Raw genomic sequence first — 16,234 nt, 5'->3', positions numbered from 1 at the left:
TTGTACACGATTTAAATCAAAATCTAGACACTCAAGTCGAAATATGCTAATCTGATAAAAGAAGGGGGTGTTGGTAAGTGAACTCATATCGTCCTGCTCCGTCTTCCAACCTTTGGATAACAGCATTTAAGATTGTCCTTTTAATTTTTGCCCTTTATTTCTCGGCCATAGTACTCAGTCATGTGTTCAGCTGGGTTTTTACAATCACCTTTTTCTTAATTAGAATTGCCGTATCTATTATCGTCGGATTTTTTCTGCTACATTTTCTTCTGAAACTCCTCTTTCGTTTTGATCTCTGGAATTTTATTTTTGCCTCGCGCTTTAGTCGTTAAAAACATAAGAAAGCATCGCTCATCGATGCTTTCTTTTTTCTTTTCATGTTCATTATCCCTTCTGAATATCTATTAAACAAAGGAGGGATAAGGATGCATTTTGTTATTTTCAAAAAGCCATCCTGGAGAAATTTGATCCTTTGGGGCATCTTTCTCGTCGTTTTAGTTACCTATCGTGATAATGTTATTTCGGTCTTCTCAGAAAAACTAAAACCTATCTATTCAGCACAGAGTACCACTCAAGAAATCGGACTCACCTTCGATATCAGCTGGGGTGAACAAACAGCAGAGCCTATTTTGGATATTCTTAAGCAAAAAGGAATTCATGCAACCTTCTTTTTATCCAGCCCTTGGGCAAGTAAGCATGAAGATCTCGTCAAGAGAATGGTGGCTGAAGGGCATGAAATTGCCTCCCACGGAAATCGTCATGTTGATTTAAACACGCTCAGTCCAACTGAGTTACAAAAAGAGATTCTTACCTCCCAAGAAGTCCTAGAGAGGATATCTGGGCAAAAGATCTCCTTACTTAGACCGCCTAACGGTGCCTATGATAATAAGGTGATTAGCGTTTCTCAAAAGCTCGGGTATCGTGTGATCCAATGGAGCGTCGATTCCTTAGACTGGAAACGCCCGGGTCCTGAGGCAGTCATTAACAACGTGATGAATGGAATCCGTAATGGTCATGGTGCCCAACCAGGAGATATCATTCTGTTTCATGCTTCTGACTCCGCTCCCGATACAATTAAAGCACTCCCGGTAGTCATCGATCGATTGCAAGGCAAAAATTATAAGCTCGTTCCGATCAGTGACTTATTGAAAAATGCCAAAACCACCTGGCCTCCCGAAAGTAATCTCGCGCCCCAGGAAAAAGTACCCGTACCGCAATAACTACAAACCAAAGGGGCAGTTACATCATGAACTCATTGTTCACAGTGTGCGGCCCCTTATCTTATAATCATTGATATTTCTGAAGGGCCACATCCGCATTTAATCGCTCGCTAACCTGTTTCAAAGCCTGATTTGCATCATTACGGATAGCCGTGGAAAGCTCACCATTCAATGATTCCATGAGCATGGTTTGAGCTGTTTTCCATTCTCCCTCTTGGTATTTCTGTACGCCTAACAAATACATCTGATAGAACTTGCCCTTGCTAGTTTGATTCAGCGTTGTTAAAACGTTTTCCCATTGTGTAGTTTCTCCTAACGCCAAATAAAGGAGCGCCTTCTTCACCTGGAAATCAAAGTTCTGATCATACTTAGACCACTGTTCCATTTCGGCAGAGAGATGTTCTGCTTCTTTCCAATCAGCATTGATTAAGGCTAAATCAAATTCTTCCTCAAGCACTAAAGGATGTTCAGGCGCTAAAGACTTAGCTTTTTCCCATTCTTTTTTTGCCTCCAATTGATCTCCCCGCCCCAGTAAACTACGACTTAAAGTTAGTCTTTTTAATACTTTTTCTTCTTTCGTTAACTTAAGATCTGATGTAGCATTAAGCTGCTCATAAGCCACATCATAGTTACCTTGAGCCATATCGATTAAGCCTTGACTCAAAGACTGAGTCGTAGAAGATGAAATTGTTGGCAAAATTTGATTGGCCTCTGTAAACTGTGATTGTTGCAATTTGAGCTGAAGCAACCAAAAGCGATACTTGTCATCATCATGTTTTAGGAGTTGTTGGTCTGTTACCTTTTCTCCTTGATTTAAGGACAACCAAAGAGCACTATCCTCGACGAGCGGAATTTTTACTAACCAAGGAGCCTTTTCTTTCACCCAAGCGATCTCACTGGCAGTCTTACTCATATCAAAACGGTCTTGAGCGGAACGTATTTGGAACAAATGAAAAATTGGTTGTGCTAATAGGATTGCTAAAGCCACAATTCCTAAAAAAAATATTCCCTTAACCCTGCTATTTCGCTTCCTCTTTCGTCTTGACATCTTTACTTCCACCCTCTTTGATAACCCTCTTTAATCCTGCTATCAATGTCCTTTCCACGAGGAAAAGCCTTCCCCTACGACTTCTGGAACCTCTGAAATAGCTAAAAACGCCTCATCATCCCGTGTATGTATAATCTCTTTGATTTGAGATAACTGTGTTCTAGAAATAACACAATAAACGACTTGTTTGTCTTCTCTGGAAAAAGCACCCGTAGCTTTAAAAAAGGTCACTCCCCTATCTAACTTAGCCATGATGTCCTCGGCGATCTCTTGAGGCTGAGTAGTAATAACCATTACACTTTTAAAATGGCTCATCCCTTCTTGAACTAGATCGATGACTTTCGTCGCGATAAACATATAAATCACTGCATACATCGCCATTTCCGGACGTAGAAGAATTGCCGTGAGGAAGAAGATCACCGCATCAATTGCGAGCAAAATTTGTCCCACACTGAAAGGAGTTGTCCGACTAAAAAAGACGGCTAAAATATCCGTTCCTCCAAGTGAACCCCTTGAGCGGAAAATCACGCCCATCCCTATTCCCGAAATAACCCCGCCAAAAATTGAGGCTAGAAGGGAATCATTAGTCAGACTAGGAATGTTTCCTGTCAGGTCTAAGGCTAAGGATAGGGCGCCTACACCGAAAATACTATACATGAGAAAGGAGCGACCAACCATTTTCCAACCCATCATAAATAAGGGAATATTCAATAGGAGTACCATTATACTAATTGGCCAATTAAAAAGATAATGGAGAATAATAGCTATACCGGTCACGCCACCATCTGCGATCTGATTGGGGATAATTAGAGAATTAATACTTAATGCAACTATGACTGCTCCCAAAACTATCCCTAGGCCTCTTTTAAATATCATCCAGGGAAACTTGCTCCAAAAGAGATTATCGAAATTAATCTTCATCGCATCCCATCCTTAACATGAAAGAGATAAGTTTGAGAAATTATAGACATCTCACAATGTCAAACAAACCAATTATACAAATAAAAAAAACCTGCGTCAAAAGCAGGGGTGAACTATCATATGGTGCGCCCGGCAGGATTTGAACCTGCGACCTCCGGCCTCGGAAACCGTCACTCTATCCACTGAGCTACGAGCGCTTGAAATAAGACTGCCCTATTACTCTACTAAAATCAAACATGTTTGTCAAGGGAAACTTATTTCTAACGGATCTCTGCACTAGTCTAAAAGTGCTTTTACTACTTCATAGACTTCCTGATGAATCTCCCCTACCGATTTTATCGTCTGATTCTCGTTGATACAATTAATTTTTGTCCAGTTTTCGATATTTGCAATTTCAAGGGCATTCCCATAGGACTTCCTCAAATATTCCGGTGATTTTTCATGAATATCTTTTGGTGTCAAAGATTTTGCACTACGAATTTCAATGAGTTTCAAGCTAAATTGTGGAGGCATGTCCAGAAAAATCACTAAATCAGGCTCAGGAAGTTCAAAAATTTTGTATTCAAATTCTTTGAGCCAATCTAAATATTGACTACGTTGTATCCGATCTGAAATTTTTGCGGCCTGATGAACCATATTTGAGGTTGTGTAACGATCAGCAAGAATAATTCCGCCCTCACGATAAAACATCTCCCATTCTGTCTTAAAGGATGCAAAACGATCCACAGTGTAGAACGTGGAAGCAACATAAGGATTAACAGCATTAGGGTCCCGCCCGAAATTCCCCTCTAAATACATCTTGACGAGCGCGGATGAAGGACTATCATAGTTCGGAAATTCTACTTTTTTCACGGGAAGGTGCTCCTGCTGTAACCGTTCGAATAGTTTCAGAGTTTGGGTAGCTTTACCGCTACCATCACCTGCTTCAATAATAATCAACTTACCCTGTCTAGACTCCTCGGCGATCATACTAACTCCACCTTCTCCAATGTAGTTCTTTAATGTTACCTTACAAGAATATCACTTTGCCTTGAGGATTCCCAGTTATATTTATATAAAACAATACCGGATACTATAGAAAAAAGTATCCGGTATTGTTTATACAATACCTACTATTGTAAACGTTACTTTACACGATGACACGCAACAAGATGTCCGTTCCCGGCATCCCGCAGTTCTGGCATTTTTTCAGCACAATGAGCTTCTGCATAAGGACAACGAGTACGGAAATAACATCCCGAAGGAGGGTTAATAGGATTCGGTACATTCCCTTGCAAAACAATTCGATGACGATTGAGCTCAATCTCAGGATCAGGAATTGGGATCGCTGATAGTAAAGCTTGAGTATAGGGATGCAAGGGATTCTTGTACAGATCAAAACTGGTCGTTAATTCCACAATCTTTCCAAGATACATTACAGCGATTCGATGAGAAATATGCTTAACCATCGAAAGATCATGCGCAATGAAGAGATAGGTCAAGCCCATTTTTTCCTGTAATTCTTCTAACATGTTTACAATTTGCGCTTGAATCGATACATCAAGAGCTGAAATTGGTTCATCACAAATAATGACTTTAGGGTTCACTGCCAACGCGCGAGCGATTCCAATTCTCTGGCGTTGTCCCCCCGAAAACTCATGAGGAAAACGATTTGCATGCTCAGCATTTAAACCTACAGTTTCAAGTAAATTATAAATTCGGTCAGTACGAGCTTGGCCTGTAGCAAGTTTATGAATATCCAAGGCCTCGCCGATAATATCCCCGACCGTCATTCTTGCATCTAAAGAAGCATAAGGGTCTTGGAAAATCATTTGAATGTCCCGGCGAACCGACATCATTTCTTTAGAATTCAATTCATAAATATTTCTACCATTATAAATCACTTTACCAGAAGTTGCTTCATAGAGACGGATAATGGTTCGCCCAGCTGTTGATTTTCCGCAACCACTTTCTCCAACTAATCCAAGCGTTTCTCCTTTATGAAGTTGAAAAGAGATACCATTAACAGCGTGAACCGCTTTATTCTCACGTGAAAACAATCCACTCGCGATGGGAAATTCTTTCACGAGATTATCTACTTTAAGAATTACCTCTTGGTTCACCCCTTAACCCCTCCTTTACTTGGTTTATAGTCTTCGACTTTTGGAGCATCAGGATGAAGAAGCCAACATGATGCTTGATGAAGTTCACTAAGTTTTGTTTGCTCAGGTTTTTGATTAAGGCAAACATTCATGGCATAAGGGCATCTCGCTGCAAAGCCGCATCCTTTTGGAGGATTCAGTAGATCCGGCGGGGTTCCCGGAATCGGGACTAACTTAGACTTACTTTCAGAATCTAGCCGCGGAACACTTTTTAAGAGTCCCCATGTATAAGGATGTTTAGGATTTTGGAAGATGTCATAAACCGTACCTGTCTCAACGACGCGACCACCATACATAACTACAATCCGCGTACAAAGTCCAGCTACAACGCCCAAATCATGAGTAATTAATATAATAGAAGTATTGATTTTAGTTTTAAGATCTTTCATCAGCTCTAAGATTTGAGCTTGTATCGTTACATCCAATGCAGTCGTTGGCTCGTCCGCGATCAATAACTTCGGATTACATAGCAAAGCCATAGCAATCATTACCCTTTGACGCATACCGCCCGAAAATTCATGCGGGTACTGCTTAAGACGTGCCGTAGGGTTGGGTATGCCGACCATTTCAAGGTATTTTTCTGCTCGTTGCATCGCTTCAGAATTTGATAAACCTTCGTGGCGCTTAAGGACTTCAGTCATTTGCATACCGATAGTTAAAACAGGGTTTAAAGAAGTCATTGGATCCTGAAAAATCATTCCCATGGCTTTGCCCCGAATGCTCTGCATTTCTTTTTCACTAGCTTTCGCTAAATCCTTCCCCTGGAAAAGAATCTCGCCATTAACTATCTTTCCAGGTGGATTTGGAATAAGCTTCATAACGGACTGAACGGTTACAGATTTTCCACTACCAGACTCACCCACAATTCCAATGGCTTCCCCTTCATCTACATAAAAACTCACATCAGATACCGCTTTAACTTCTCCTGCATAGGTGAAGAAGGAGGTGCTTAAGTGATCGACTTCTAATAGATGCTTCAATTTCACGTCCTCCTTTACTTCCGCATTTTGGGATCGAATGCATCACGCAAACCGTCCCCTACAAAGTTAAATGCCAGCATCAAAATAGCAATGCTCATCGCTGGAAAAATTAACGCAAAAGGGAATGAAGGGATGTTCATTCTTCCCTCAGCTGCCATAATTCCTAAACTAACATCGGGAGCTTGAACTCCTAAACCAATAAAGCTTAAAAAGGCTTCCAGGAAAATAGCTGATGGAACCTGCAGTGCTGCAATTACGATGATTTGGCCAATACTATTGGGCAAAAGATGCTTTGTTAGCAGCCTTTTGGTATCTGCACCCAAGGCTCGTGCAGCTAACACAAACTCCTGCTCACGTAACGCTAAGATCTGACCACGTATTGTACGAGCCATTGGCACCCAGTTGACCAAGCCCATAACGATGAAAATATTTTGTAAGCCTCCTCCTAATGTAACCATAAGCAAGATTACATAGAGAAGATCAGGGACACTATAGATTACATCGATCACACGCTGCATAAAATTATCAATTCGTCCGCCAAAGTAACCTGAAATCCCCCCATAAAAGATCCCAATCGTGAGATTAATAAGGACTGACCCAAACCCGATAATGAGAGAAATCCGTGTTCCATACATGACCCTTGTTAAAATATCACGTCCCAGCTCATCAGTCCCAAAAGGATGTGCCCAACTCGGATTAAGACGTGCCGACATTAAGTCATTTGTATAATAGTCATATTTGGAGAATAAAGGACCGATTATAGCCATAAGCACAAATAGAACGAGGATAACTAACCCAGTCATGGCTAATGGGTTCATTTTAAATCTCCGCCAAGCGTCCTGCCAGAGGGTTGTGCTTGGCCGGTTAATGACATCAGTCTTCAAGCTTTGTTTTAATGGTGAAAAGGCATCAGCCGGTAAGCTCATTCTTACGCCCCCTTCTTGGAAGTTAATTTGATGCGAGGATCTACCAACGTATAAACAATATCAACTATTAGATTACACAAAACTAACAGGGTTGCAAATAAGACGGTTGTCCCTAGAATGACGGGATAATCCCGATTATTAATACCCGTAACGAAGAATTGACCAATACCAGGAATATTGAATACATATTCAACTACAAAGTTACCCGTTAAAATATAGGCAAAAAAGGGTCCCAAGAAAGTGATTACAGGTAGTAAAGCATTCCTCAAAGCGTGCCGAAAAACGATGACATATCCTGGCATTCCTTTCGCACGTGCCGTTCGAATATAGTCTTGATTTAAGACATCAAGCATACTAGAACGGGTTAAGCGCGTAATTTGCGCAATGGGGTAAGCACTCAGTGCTAAAGCAGGTAAAACTAAATTAATGGGCTCACCCCAGCCAATCGGTGGAAAAAGATGAGTTTTATACCCTACGTAGAATTGCAGGAAGGTTGCAATAACAAAACTTGGTACAGAAACCCCAATTGTTGCAAAAATCGTGGCAAGATAATCAGGCCATCTATTTTGTTTTAGTGCCGAAACAACTCCCAGTAAGGTTCCTCCCACTAAAGCCATAACTGTGGCAGTTAAACCGACAGCGAGTGTCTTTGGCAATCCATCATGGAACAGGTCATTAACGGTACGACCTTCATAGCGGAAAGTAGGTCCGAAATTAAAATGGGCCATGTTGTTAATATAGTCAAAATACTGTTTGCTCAAGGGATCATTTAAGTGATAACGTTCATTAATGTTGGCCATAACCGCAGACGGGAGAACCTTTTCTGAAGAAAAGGGCCCCCCTGGAATGGCATGCATCAAAGAAAACGTTAAGGTAAGCACTAGCCATATTACAAAAATTGCAGATAAAATACGTCCAATTAAATAGCGTACCATAAGCTTCCTCCTTTGGTAATAGCCCTTATTAATCACATAAGGAAGGGGCAAGTATTGAAACCCGCCCCTTCAAGAAACTCTAGGCTGTAATGTGGTTTGTTATTCGATATTATTTTTTTTCTAAATACGCAGTTTTAAAGTCAATAAATCCTAACGGCGACTGTAATAAACCTTTGACGTTATCCTTCGAAACAAAGTTGTTCGTATAGAAGTAAATAGGCATCACAGGCATTTCGTTCATAAGAATCTTTTCGGCATCATGCATAGATTGCATACGAACCGTTGGGTCACCTGATTTTTTAGCTATATCAATAGCCTTATCATAGGCTGCATTGCTGAAGCCCGTTTGGTTATTTCCACCATCGGTTACCATCATATCCATGAAGGTCATTGGATCAATATAATCGCCAATCCAGCCTGCACGTGCAATATCGTATTGTAAAGATTGCTCAGACTGTTGATAAACTTTCCATTCTTGCCCTGTTAGAGTTACTTTAATTCCCAAGTTTTTGGACCACATGTCTTGGATTGCTTGGGCTAGTACGTTGTGATTACCATTGGTATTATAAAGAATACTAACTTCCGGGAAACCCTTACCATCTGGATACCCTGCTTCAGCTAACAGTTGTTTCGCCTTAGCAAGATCCTCTTTGAAATAGTCACCGCCAACTGTACGGAATTCCTTCCCTGCTTGTGCATCAGGAATACCTCCTGGTGTGAAAGCATATGCTGGAGTTTGACCACCTTTAAGGACATTGTCAATCAAGCTTTTACGGTCAATGGCCAAAGCTAATGCTTGACGAACTTTGACATCATTAAAAGGTTTCTTGGTAACATTAAAACGATAGTAATAGGTACCAAGGTAAGGAGAAGTTTTTAATACTCCTGCAGTACGTAAACGCTCTATATCAGAAACAGGAATATTGTCTGTTCCATCGAGTTGCCCAGCTTCAAAAGCAGTTAAGGCTGCTTTTGCATCTTCAACTAGGTTAAAGGTCAGCTCTGTGATTTTTACACTTTTGATATCCCAATAATTATCATTTTTCACAAGAACCATTTTATCATTATGGCTCCAAGATTGCATCTTATAAGGTCCATTACCTACAAAGGTTTCAGCTTTGGTATTCCAATCCTTGGTTGCTTTAACAACTTTTTCATCAACCGGGTAATAAGTTGGGAAAGCGAGAAGAGCCTTAAAGTAAGGAGTCGGATTTTCAAGGGTAATTTCGAGATTTTTATCATCCACAACCTTGATTCCTACATCTTCAGCCTTGACTTTTTTAGCATTATAAGCCTCACCGTTTTTAATGTAGAACAATTGATAAGCATACTCTGCAGCTGCCTCAGGATTCAAGGCATGCATCCATGATGCCTTGAAATCATTTGCTGTTACAGGATCTCCGTTACTAAATTTGCTATCTTTAAGTTTAATGGTATACTTCAGTCCATCATCAGAAACCTTAATATCTTCTGCTAAGGCGTTTTGAGGTTGATTGTTTTGATCTAATCGAGTTATTCCTTCGAAAAGTGCCATTTCCATGATGGCCTCAGGTATACCGTTGGACATTTGAGGATCCAATGTTTTGGGTTCAGCACCAGGATTCCAACTCATTTTCATCTCTTGCGGGGCAGCCGCTTGATTATTGCTCGTACCACATCCCGTTACAAGTAAACCTATTACGAGTAGTACCGATGTTAGGGTTGCTAACTTTTTGCTTTTGAACATTCCTTTCTTTCCTCCCCAATTTGTTTTTATTGTAGTTGATAATACTTGTCCCTTTCGCTTTATCTTCTCACCTCCTCTAAGCTCGTTTCAAGTAATGTTGACTAAATCTCAGCATTACCTATTTTATGTAAAATTATAGCTTTAAGTGTACACGTAAAAAAAACATTTGTCCATTAAAATTTATTTTACTGATCAATTTTTTGCTTACAATTTATTTTGTCTTTTTGAATGATCTCTTCGTTTTCTATCAAAGGAATCTCATCAACCCATAAACTGACCTGATTCATAACCATTGGCCACATAATTGAAGCACTATTTTGTCCACCAAATATCTTATTTTCACCGAGCGCCAAATTAATACTTCCAAATTGTTTCGTATCATATACCGGATAGCCAACGATATCCTTGATCCAAGGATTTAGACCAATTCCCAACACTCCCAGACAGCGACGGCCTTCATCTTCTGAGTCAAAAAATTCTCTTAGTTTAGATTCGTTCTTTTCTGCAGAAAACCTTATCACTTTGCCTTTTTTGAACTCAAGCCGTACTCCCTCAATCGCTTCTCCTTGATAATGAACAAGATTAAAGAAGGCTAAACCGTTAACAGATTCCTCCACTGGAGCAATATAAACTTCGCCGCTAGGTAAATTAATAACAGTATCTCCATTTTTGATATCATCATCTGAAATAAGCCCATCATCAATTAGCGGGAGTCGTCCTACTATAGAGATTTCCAAATCAGTCCCTTGTTCCGATTGAATCCTAATTTTCTTTCCCTCAGCAAGGACTCTTGCTACATACTGAGCCGAGTATTCAAGCTCATTATAGTTAACATCAATTCCCTTCCAAAACATGTCATGAAGTTGGATAAAATCAATGTTCATTTCTTCAGCAAGTGCTTGGGTCGGATATCCAAAAAACGCCCATTTTACTTTTCGGTCAAAAAGTTCATTTCGTACATTGACCCAGGCCTTACGATAAACTTCAACGCGTTCACGCGATATGCCCTTAGCCAAAGCAGGATTCACAATATGCTCAAGCATGATTAATGTCGTTACAGGGCGTAAAGTTTCTCCGAGATGCTGAAAATGTTCTTGAATAAGTAAAGGTTCCATTTCCTCAAGCATTTTAGCCTTCATTTTTGTCGTCTCTACACATAATAAAGGGTAAGCTCCAGCTCTTTGAATTTCAATTGCTAGTGGTTCAACCAAATCCATTTGATTGATTCCGCCCAGTAATCCAACAACTTCCTTAGACTGTATTTTTAAGCAATCTTTCACTATTTTACGAGCTAATGCTTCTGTATCAACCTTAAGCCGATGAATTCTCCGCCAAGAAAGAATATCCTGGGTAACAAATTTGACCGACTTTGTTTCATTCTTCTCGAAATAATCTCCTAGGGATTGATCAATATAATAATTGTTTGCAACTGCTCGATAATATTTCTCCAGGATTCCGCTCTTCTCTAAAGTATAGTCAAGCATGATTATCTCGTGTTTTTCCAATTCTTTGACATGATAATGAATTTTCGAAGCAGATTGTTTAACGTGGTCGGCAATTTGTTTTGAGGTCATGCTCTTTTTGATTAACAGTTTCAAGATTTCAATCCGTAATGGGTCACAGATCGATTTTACTTTTTCTAGACTACTTAAAATACAGATATCCCTCATCGTCCAACGATTACTCCTGTTTCAAATTTATTTAAATTCTCATCTCGGATTTTATACTTTTTTCTTATTCGATAGATCTTTTTGAAACCCTTTTACTCAAACAAATTTTTTTGATCAATAAAATCGAGTAGGACATTCTTTTAAAAAAAAATCCTTTCTATCAGACCTATATAGATCTGATAGAAAGGATTTAGAGAACATAAATTGGTAGCACTATGTAGTTTTTTTCACTATGCTAACAATTAAACGATGAGTATGAGAGGTTTAGCTAACTTTCGTCATTACTCTTAACTTATCGGCAAGCAAGGCAACAAATTCAGAGTTGGTGGGTTTTTGGCGTTCGATATTCATGGAATATCCGAAAATTCGTTTCAGTGTTTCAGTATGGCCCCGTTCCCACGCAAGCTCAATTGCATGTCGAATTCCGCGTTCCACCCTGCTTGGAGCCGTATCATATTTTTTAGCAATCGCCGGATAAAGTTCTTTTGTGACTGCTCCCAACAAAGAAACATCTTCTACTACCATCAGAATCGCATCTCGTATATATTGATATCCTTTAACATGAGCTGGAATTCCAATTTGATGCATCATAGAAGTTACTTCAGCACCAAGATTCACACGACTGCCTGCATTTGTAACCGAAGATACGGACGAAGGAATAGAGGCCTGGTTTACAGCTCCATCTTGCGTTAAGCTCCGAATACGCTTACCCAAGATTTCTAAATCAAACGGTTTCAGGATGAAATAGTCAACGCCTAACATCATTGCTTGATGAGTCAATGATTCTTGTCCAAAAGCAGTCAACATGATTACTTTCGGTCTTGGCGTAGCACTTCTCGCATTAATTCGTTCAAGGACACCCAACCCATCTAAACTCGGCATGACAAGATCCAGAATCACTAAGTCAGGCTCCTGAGCTTGGATCATGTCCCAAGCCTCGACTCCATTATATGCAAGCCCAACAACTTGAAGATCTTCTTGGCTCTGGAGATAGTCTTGTAGCATTTGACATAAATTACGATTATCATCCGCGACAACGATTTTAGTCTTATTCCCCATTTAGTCATCATCCCGCCTTATTTTTTTTACCGGACACTATTGTCTAAATAATCGTCATGTCTTTTTATCTACCCGGCGACTTTATTATACGTTATCAGAAATGTCGAAATCGTAAAAAATAAGTAAAACTTAAGTCTAGTGACGTATAATGAATTTCTCTAGGGAAATGCGTATTTTTGGTATTTTCTGTAATTTATTTCGATCGTTATTTTATTTCATTTTTATCCATATATTTCAAGAGCACTATTTTTTTTAAGAATAACCATGAATTAAAGCAGGATTATGAAGAAAGCTTTTAAAAAACTTTTTGAACCACAACCACGTCAAGAACTTGTCCGAACTTCTGTCCAACTTCTCGATAACGACCCGTCTCCTCGAACCCGAGTTTACCAGCAAGTGCCAGACTCACCTCATTGGTCCCCGTAATCAACCCTAAAAGTGTATGATAACCCAATTGTTCCGCCATTTGGCATAGGGCCTCGAGGAGTCTTTTCCCTATTCCCAAACCCTGAGATCTTGGTGCAATATAGATTGAGAATTCTCCGCTCGCCTTATAAGCCGGACGGGGATGAAAGGGAGAGATGCTGGCCCATCCTAAGATTTTTCCCTCTTTTTCCGCGACCACGAGCGGATAATAAGAGTTCTGATGAACAAGGAACCATTCATTTGCTTTTTCTTCCGTGCGGTTCTCCAAATCAAAGGTCGCCACTGTATTTTCAACAGCCCAATTATAAATTTCTGTTATTTGTTTTAAGTCCAAATTATTGGCTATACGAATCGTAATTCCTAAATCTTGCATAATTCTCTTTCCCCTTTAACTCCGTAATTGACTCTCTTCATCTCATCCTAACATATTTATGCTGATTAGGTATAACCTTTCTAGGCTCGGATAGAATAATCATGATTATGAAATAAGGAGGTTTACTCAATGAATGCTTCAGTGGATAAAGATACCTGTATTGGTTGCGGCGCTTGTCCCTCAATTTGCCCAGAGGTTTTTAAAATGGAAGACGATGGATTGGCGACTGCTTATGTAACCCCTGTCCCCAGTGAGGTTGAAGCTTCTGCACAAGAAGCAGCCGAAGGCTGTCCTGTCGATGCTATTCATGTCGAATAAGTTTCTTCATTTACCCCAAAGCCAGAAAAAAATAAGCAGATGGATAATCCATCTGCTTATTTTTTATTCATTTGCTCTATGCACTTAGCGTTTGATTAACTCTTTCTCGTAGTTCATCAATTCCGATACGATCAATAAGTCGTCCTAATCTTTCATTTTGTTTCGCTGTTTCCTTGTAATAATTGATAACAGAATCTACTACAGGAATTAATTGATCCGGTTGGAGATTTTCGAGCAGAAGATTCCCTTGACGCGGTTTTACCCCACCATTGCCACCAACATATAAATGATATCCTTTGCTCGTCCCCATTAATCCAAGGTCAACATTGGCTGAATCTGTGCACTTATTAGGACAACCGGCTACCCCAATCTTAAATTTAGAAGGCAATACCATTCCATGGTAACGTTTATCCAACTCCATCCCAATTCCTAACGTCTCCTGTAGACCGCGCTTGCAAAAAACTGATCCTGGACAAACTTTGACACTACGTACGCAAAGTCCTACGGCATGACCAGGGTCCATCCCCAAGTCCTCCCAAGCTTTGGGTACATCTTCAGGCTTTAAGCCTACAATAGCAATTCTCTGTGCAGAAGTTACCTTAATTGCTGGCGCATTATATTTTTCTGCAACATCCGCTATTTTGCGTAAAACATCTGGTGAAGCAACCCCCGCGGGGATATGAGGTGCTATTGCATACGTTTGTTTATCGGCTTGCAATATTGCCCCTACAGGCTGAGCATTAGCTACCGCTTGAGCAGACATTTCACCTTGTTCAACTGAATTAATTTTTTCAAGAAGATTCTCTGGATCCAGATTGTGCATTTGGGCCGCATTTTGAAGACTTTCATTAACAGAAAATGGACAACCGAGACAGTGAAGCCCCATTTCTTGCATTGCATCTACTGTTTTAGGGTTTGCTGCCATAATATCTTTAAGTTTCATATCTAAAGTAAATTTCATTCGTTACACCTCTCAACCATGAATAAGCATCGGCAGACAATGTGTGCAGATATGTTTTTCTTCACCTTGGTACACATAGGTTACTACTGGAGTAAGCTCACTCGTCGTCCCACAATGTTCACATTCTAATTCAAGATTATCTTGCTTGTTTTCAGCCATTAGGATGACCCCCTTTTCTAATTCGAGCTAAGTGTAACATACATTATCAGCTAGAGATGTGACATGTAACACATTCTTGTGTGTTTTTCTGAACACTATTTCTCCGGTTCTTATCGAACCTGTGTTCATTGTGAGCTATTCGCAAATCAAATATACACCGCAACAAAGAAAAGCTTATATAACCTAGATTAACTCGCTAAATTCGTTGTAGCATTTTATAAAAAAATAACGCGCCCTGCGCGTTTAATGACATAAAATAACTTAGTTAAATTGGATTGCCATGGATTGCGGCGTAATCTTTTTAATTTGAGTGATTTTCCACCCTTCAGGCGTGGATTGAGTTTTGATTGCATAAGTTGCTGATAAATTTTCACGCAAAGGAGAAGCCCAGGAAACCCGAATTATTATGTCTTCTTGAGATGAAGAACTTAGAAACTCAAGTTTTTTCATAGATAGGAAAGGATCCCTTTCAACGAGCTCCTTCCATTTCTCAACCTCATACTCTCCAAGTGGTGATAGATCTTGACTAAGCAATAACTGATCAGCCATCTCCAATTGTCGGGTATCCAGGCAATCCCAAAACCGCTGAACTGCAACACGTGGAGTATCCGCAAATTGAGGTTGGGCCATTGCACTAACCACCGCTTGTGGAGTCTTCCAAGCAATCATAACTACCAAACAACTCATGATAATCATCAACAACCAGAGATAACGACTATGACGCATACTCACCCTCCTTGCTTGTCTTTATTATATTTATAGGAGGGAAAGTTGATTTCATGCTATCTCGTAAGTAAAAAATTTAAATTATAAAGAGAAATTTAATTAAAAACTTTACGCAGGAAATTCAGAACGAATTCGGGTAATCTTACATAATAAACCTTCATAGCGCTCACCTCTTTTCTAACCCTGTCATCCTAGTTTATGCTGAACAAAGTTACTATGCGTTATTATATAATTTGGTAATTCTTAACTGCTTCTTCAAGTTGGGCAACCAATTGTTTTTCTTCCTCTGTACTCGCCATAAAATAGAGTCGACCAATAATTGAACTAATAATTTTCAAAACATCCTCAACCACAAGTACTTCCTTCATCGCCAATTGAGCACTTGTTTCAATCAAGGCAATTCCGAATTGATGTCCTACTCCCTCTTTCATCATTTTGGAACAAGTTTTACCCAGTAGCCGCATGACTAAGGATGCTTCCTGAGCATCTAACTGACGGACTGCATCAATCGTTGTTGTTAAACCCTGTACCATACGTAATCCAATGTTCGCCCAATTCACCTGTTGATTATTTTCCATTGAACAATCCCCCTATGCTTGCAACTCCTTTGTGCCTTACTATATGCCCTAAGAAGTTAAGGGGTGA

Annotated in this window: 18 protein-coding genes and 1 tRNA gene; 3 read left to right on the top strand and 16 right to left on the bottom strand. The window is 39.8% G+C overall.

Annotated features, from left to right (window positions below; translation table 11 throughout):
- Positions 1-77 precede the first annotated feature (77 nt).
- Both DESME_RS06185 and DESME_RS06180 read left to right on the top strand, forming a co-directional pair.
- On the top strand, positions 78-332 hold the full coding sequence (locus DESME_RS06185; protein WP_006715585.1) for a hypothetical protein: 255 nt from the start codon (positions 78-80) through the stop codon (positions 330-332).
- Positions 333-425: 93 nt separating this feature from the next.
- On the top strand, positions 426-1,220 hold the full coding sequence (locus DESME_RS06180) for a polysaccharide deacetylase family protein (protein ID WP_006715586.1): 795 nt from the start codon (positions 426-428) through the stop codon (positions 1,218-1,220).
- Positions 1,221-1,287: 67 nt separating this feature from the next.
- On the opposite strand, the gene DESME_RS06175 is transcribed toward DESME_RS06180, so the two are convergent.
- From DESME_RS06175 to DESME_RS06120, 12 genes are all read right to left on the bottom strand, one after another.
- A complete protein-coding gene (locus DESME_RS06175) occupies positions 1,288-2,268 on the bottom strand; it encodes a hypothetical protein (protein WP_006715587.1) in 981 nt (326 codons plus the stop codon).
- Positions 2,269-2,310: 42 nt separating this feature from the next.
- Positions 2,311-3,189, bottom strand: coding sequence for a YitT family protein (locus DESME_RS06170; RefSeq protein ID WP_006715588.1), 879 nt, complete (start codon positions 3,187-3,189; stop codon positions 2,311-2,313).
- 121 nt (positions 3,190-3,310) lie between these two features.
- Positions 3,311-3,386 (bottom strand) — tRNA-Arg (locus tag DESME_RS06165).
- A 79-nt stretch (positions 3,387-3,465) separates the two neighbouring features.
- Positions 3,466-4,158, bottom strand: a complete 693-nt coding sequence (locus DESME_RS06160) for a dTMP kinase (protein ID WP_006715589.1) — start codon at positions 4,156-4,158, stop codon at positions 3,466-3,468.
- A 155-nt stretch (positions 4,159-4,313) separates the two neighbouring features.
- Entirely contained in the window at positions 4,314-5,291 is a 978-nt protein-coding gene (locus tag DESME_RS06155; protein WP_006715590.1) for an ABC transporter ATP-binding protein, read from the bottom strand.
- Positions 5,288-6,310: an ABC transporter ATP-binding protein gene (locus DESME_RS06150; RefSeq protein WP_006715591.1), complete on the bottom strand. Its 1,023-nt coding sequence runs from the start codon at positions 6,308-6,310 to the stop codon at positions 5,288-5,290. Before DESME_RS06150 ends, DESME_RS06155 begins: the two co-directional genes overlap by 4 nt.
- A gap of 14 nt (positions 6,311-6,324) precedes the next feature.
- Positions 6,325-7,236, bottom strand: a complete 912-nt coding sequence (locus DESME_RS06145) for an ABC transporter permease (RefSeq protein WP_006715592.1) — start codon at positions 7,234-7,236, stop codon at positions 6,325-6,327.
- Between the two features lie 2 nt (positions 7,237-7,238).
- Entirely contained in the window at positions 7,239-8,171 is a 933-nt protein-coding gene (locus DESME_RS06140) for an ABC transporter permease (RefSeq protein WP_006715593.1), read from the bottom strand.
- A gap of 109 nt (positions 8,172-8,280) precedes the next feature.
- Positions 8,281-9,897, bottom strand: coding sequence for a peptide ABC transporter substrate-binding protein (locus tag DESME_RS06135; protein WP_006715594.1), 1,617 nt, complete (start codon positions 9,895-9,897; stop codon positions 8,281-8,283).
- A gap of 185 nt (positions 9,898-10,082) precedes the next feature.
- A complete protein-coding gene (locus DESME_RS06130) occupies positions 10,083-11,567 on the bottom strand; it encodes an aminopeptidase (RefSeq protein ID WP_006715595.1) in 1,485 nt (494 codons plus the stop codon).
- Positions 11,568-11,831: 264 nt separating this feature from the next.
- Positions 11,832-12,626 carry a sporulation transcription factor Spo0A gene (gene spo0A / locus DESME_RS06125; RefSeq protein WP_006715596.1) on the bottom strand — a complete coding sequence of 265 codons (795 nt, stop codon included), beginning with the start codon at positions 12,624-12,626 and terminating at the stop codon, positions 11,832-11,834.
- Positions 12,627-12,921: 295 nt separating this feature from the next.
- On the bottom strand, positions 12,922-13,425 hold the full coding sequence (locus DESME_RS06120; protein ID WP_006715597.1) for a GNAT family N-acetyltransferase: 504 nt from the start codon (positions 13,423-13,425) through the stop codon (positions 12,922-12,924).
- A gap of 129 nt (positions 13,426-13,554) precedes the next feature.
- Here DESME_RS06120 and DESME_RS06115 point away from each other — a divergent pair, with 129 nt between their 5' ends.
- Positions 13,555-13,743 carry a ferredoxin gene (locus tag DESME_RS06115; protein WP_006715598.1) on the top strand — a complete coding sequence of 63 codons (189 nt, stop codon included), beginning with the start codon at positions 13,555-13,557 and terminating at the stop codon, positions 13,741-13,743.
- 76 nt (positions 13,744-13,819) lie between these two features.
- Here DESME_RS06115 and DESME_RS06110 read toward each other — a convergent pair whose 3' ends face one another.
- From DESME_RS06110 to DESME_RS06100, 4 genes are all read right to left on the bottom strand, one after another.
- Positions 13,820-14,704: a DUF1858 domain-containing protein gene (locus DESME_RS06110; protein ID WP_006715599.1), complete on the bottom strand. Its 885-nt coding sequence runs from the start codon at positions 14,702-14,704 to the stop codon at positions 13,820-13,822.
- A 12-nt stretch (positions 14,705-14,716) separates the two neighbouring features.
- Positions 14,717-14,863 carry a hypothetical protein gene (locus DESME_RS16045; protein ID WP_006715600.1) on the bottom strand — a complete coding sequence of 49 codons (147 nt, stop codon included), beginning with the start codon at positions 14,861-14,863 and terminating at the stop codon, positions 14,717-14,719.
- A gap of 261 nt (positions 14,864-15,124) precedes the next feature.
- The gene (locus DESME_RS06105; protein WP_006715601.1) at positions 15,125-15,589 is read right to left on the bottom strand and encodes a hypothetical protein; all 465 of its coding nucleotides are present in this window, start codon (positions 15,587-15,589) and stop codon (positions 15,125-15,127) included.
- A 224-nt stretch (positions 15,590-15,813) separates the two neighbouring features.
- A complete protein-coding gene (locus DESME_RS06100; protein ID WP_006715602.1) occupies positions 15,814-16,167 on the bottom strand; it encodes a hypothetical protein in 354 nt (117 codons plus the stop codon).
- Between the last annotated feature and the right edge of the window lie 67 nt (positions 16,168-16,234).

It is taken from the genome of Desulfitobacterium metallireducens DSM 15288 (genome assembly GCF_000231405.2).
Taxonomy (GTDB): Bacteria; Bacillota; Desulfitobacteriia; order Desulfitobacteriales; family Desulfitobacteriaceae; genus Desulfitobacterium_A; species Desulfitobacterium_A metallireducens.
Note: the sequence above shows the minus strand (reverse complement) of the source record. Positions and strands in the feature narration are given on the sequence as shown.

Excerpts from the sequence above, each read along its gene's own strand:
- DESME_RS16045 (WP_006715600.1), bottom strand. The coding sequence starts at position 14,863 with ATGGCTGAAAACAAGCAAGATAATCTTGAATTAGAATGTGAACATTGT.
- DESME_RS06100 (WP_006715602.1), bottom strand. The coding sequence starts at position 16,167 with ATGGAAAATAATCAACAGGTGAATTGGGCGAACATTGGATTACGTATG.
- DESME_RS06160 (WP_006715589.1), bottom strand. The coding sequence starts at position 4,158 with ATGATCGCCGAGGAGTCTAGACAGGGTAAGTTGATTATTATTGAAGCA.
- DESME_RS06145 (WP_006715592.1), bottom strand. The coding sequence starts at position 7,236 with ATGAGCTTACCGGCTGATGCCTTTTCACCATTAAAACAAAGCTTGAAG.
- DESME_RS06115 (WP_006715598.1), top strand. The coding sequence starts at position 13,555 with ATGAATGCTTCAGTGGATAAAGATACCTGTATTGGTTGCGGCGCTTGT.
- DESME_RS06180 (WP_006715586.1), top strand. The coding sequence starts at position 426 with ATGCATTTTGTTATTTTCAAAAAGCCATCCTGGAGAAATTTGATCCTT.
- DESME_RS06170 (WP_006715588.1), bottom strand. The coding sequence starts at position 3,189 with ATGAAGATTAATTTCGATAATCTCTTTTGGAGCAAGTTTCCCTGGATG.
- DESME_RS06130 (WP_006715595.1), bottom strand. The coding sequence starts at position 11,567 with ATGAGGGATATCTGTATTTTAAGTAGTCTAGAAAAAGTAAAATCGATC.
- DESME_RS06175 (WP_006715587.1), bottom strand. The coding sequence starts at position 2,268 with ATGTCAAGACGAAAGAGGAAGCGAAATAGCAGGGTTAAGGGAATATTT.
- DESME_RS06120 (WP_006715597.1), bottom strand. The coding sequence starts at position 13,425 with ATGCAAGATTTAGGAATTACGATTCGTATAGCCAATAATTTGGACTTA.
- DESME_RS06140 (WP_006715593.1), bottom strand. The coding sequence starts at position 8,171 with ATGGTACGCTATTTAATTGGACGTATTTTATCTGCAATTTTTGTAATA.
- DESME_RS06135 (WP_006715594.1), bottom strand. The coding sequence starts at position 9,897 with ATGTTCAAAAGCAAAAAGTTAGCAACCCTAACATCGGTACTACTCGTA.
- DESME_RS06105 (WP_006715601.1), bottom strand. The coding sequence starts at position 15,589 with ATGCGTCATAGTCGTTATCTCTGGTTGTTGATGATTATCATGAGTTGT.
- spo0A (WP_006715596.1), bottom strand. The coding sequence starts at position 12,626 with ATGGGGAATAAGACTAAAATCGTTGTCGCGGATGATAATCGTAATTTA.
- DESME_RS06110 (WP_006715599.1), bottom strand. The coding sequence starts at position 14,704 with ATGAAATTTACTTTAGATATGAAACTTAAAGATATTATGGCAGCAAAC.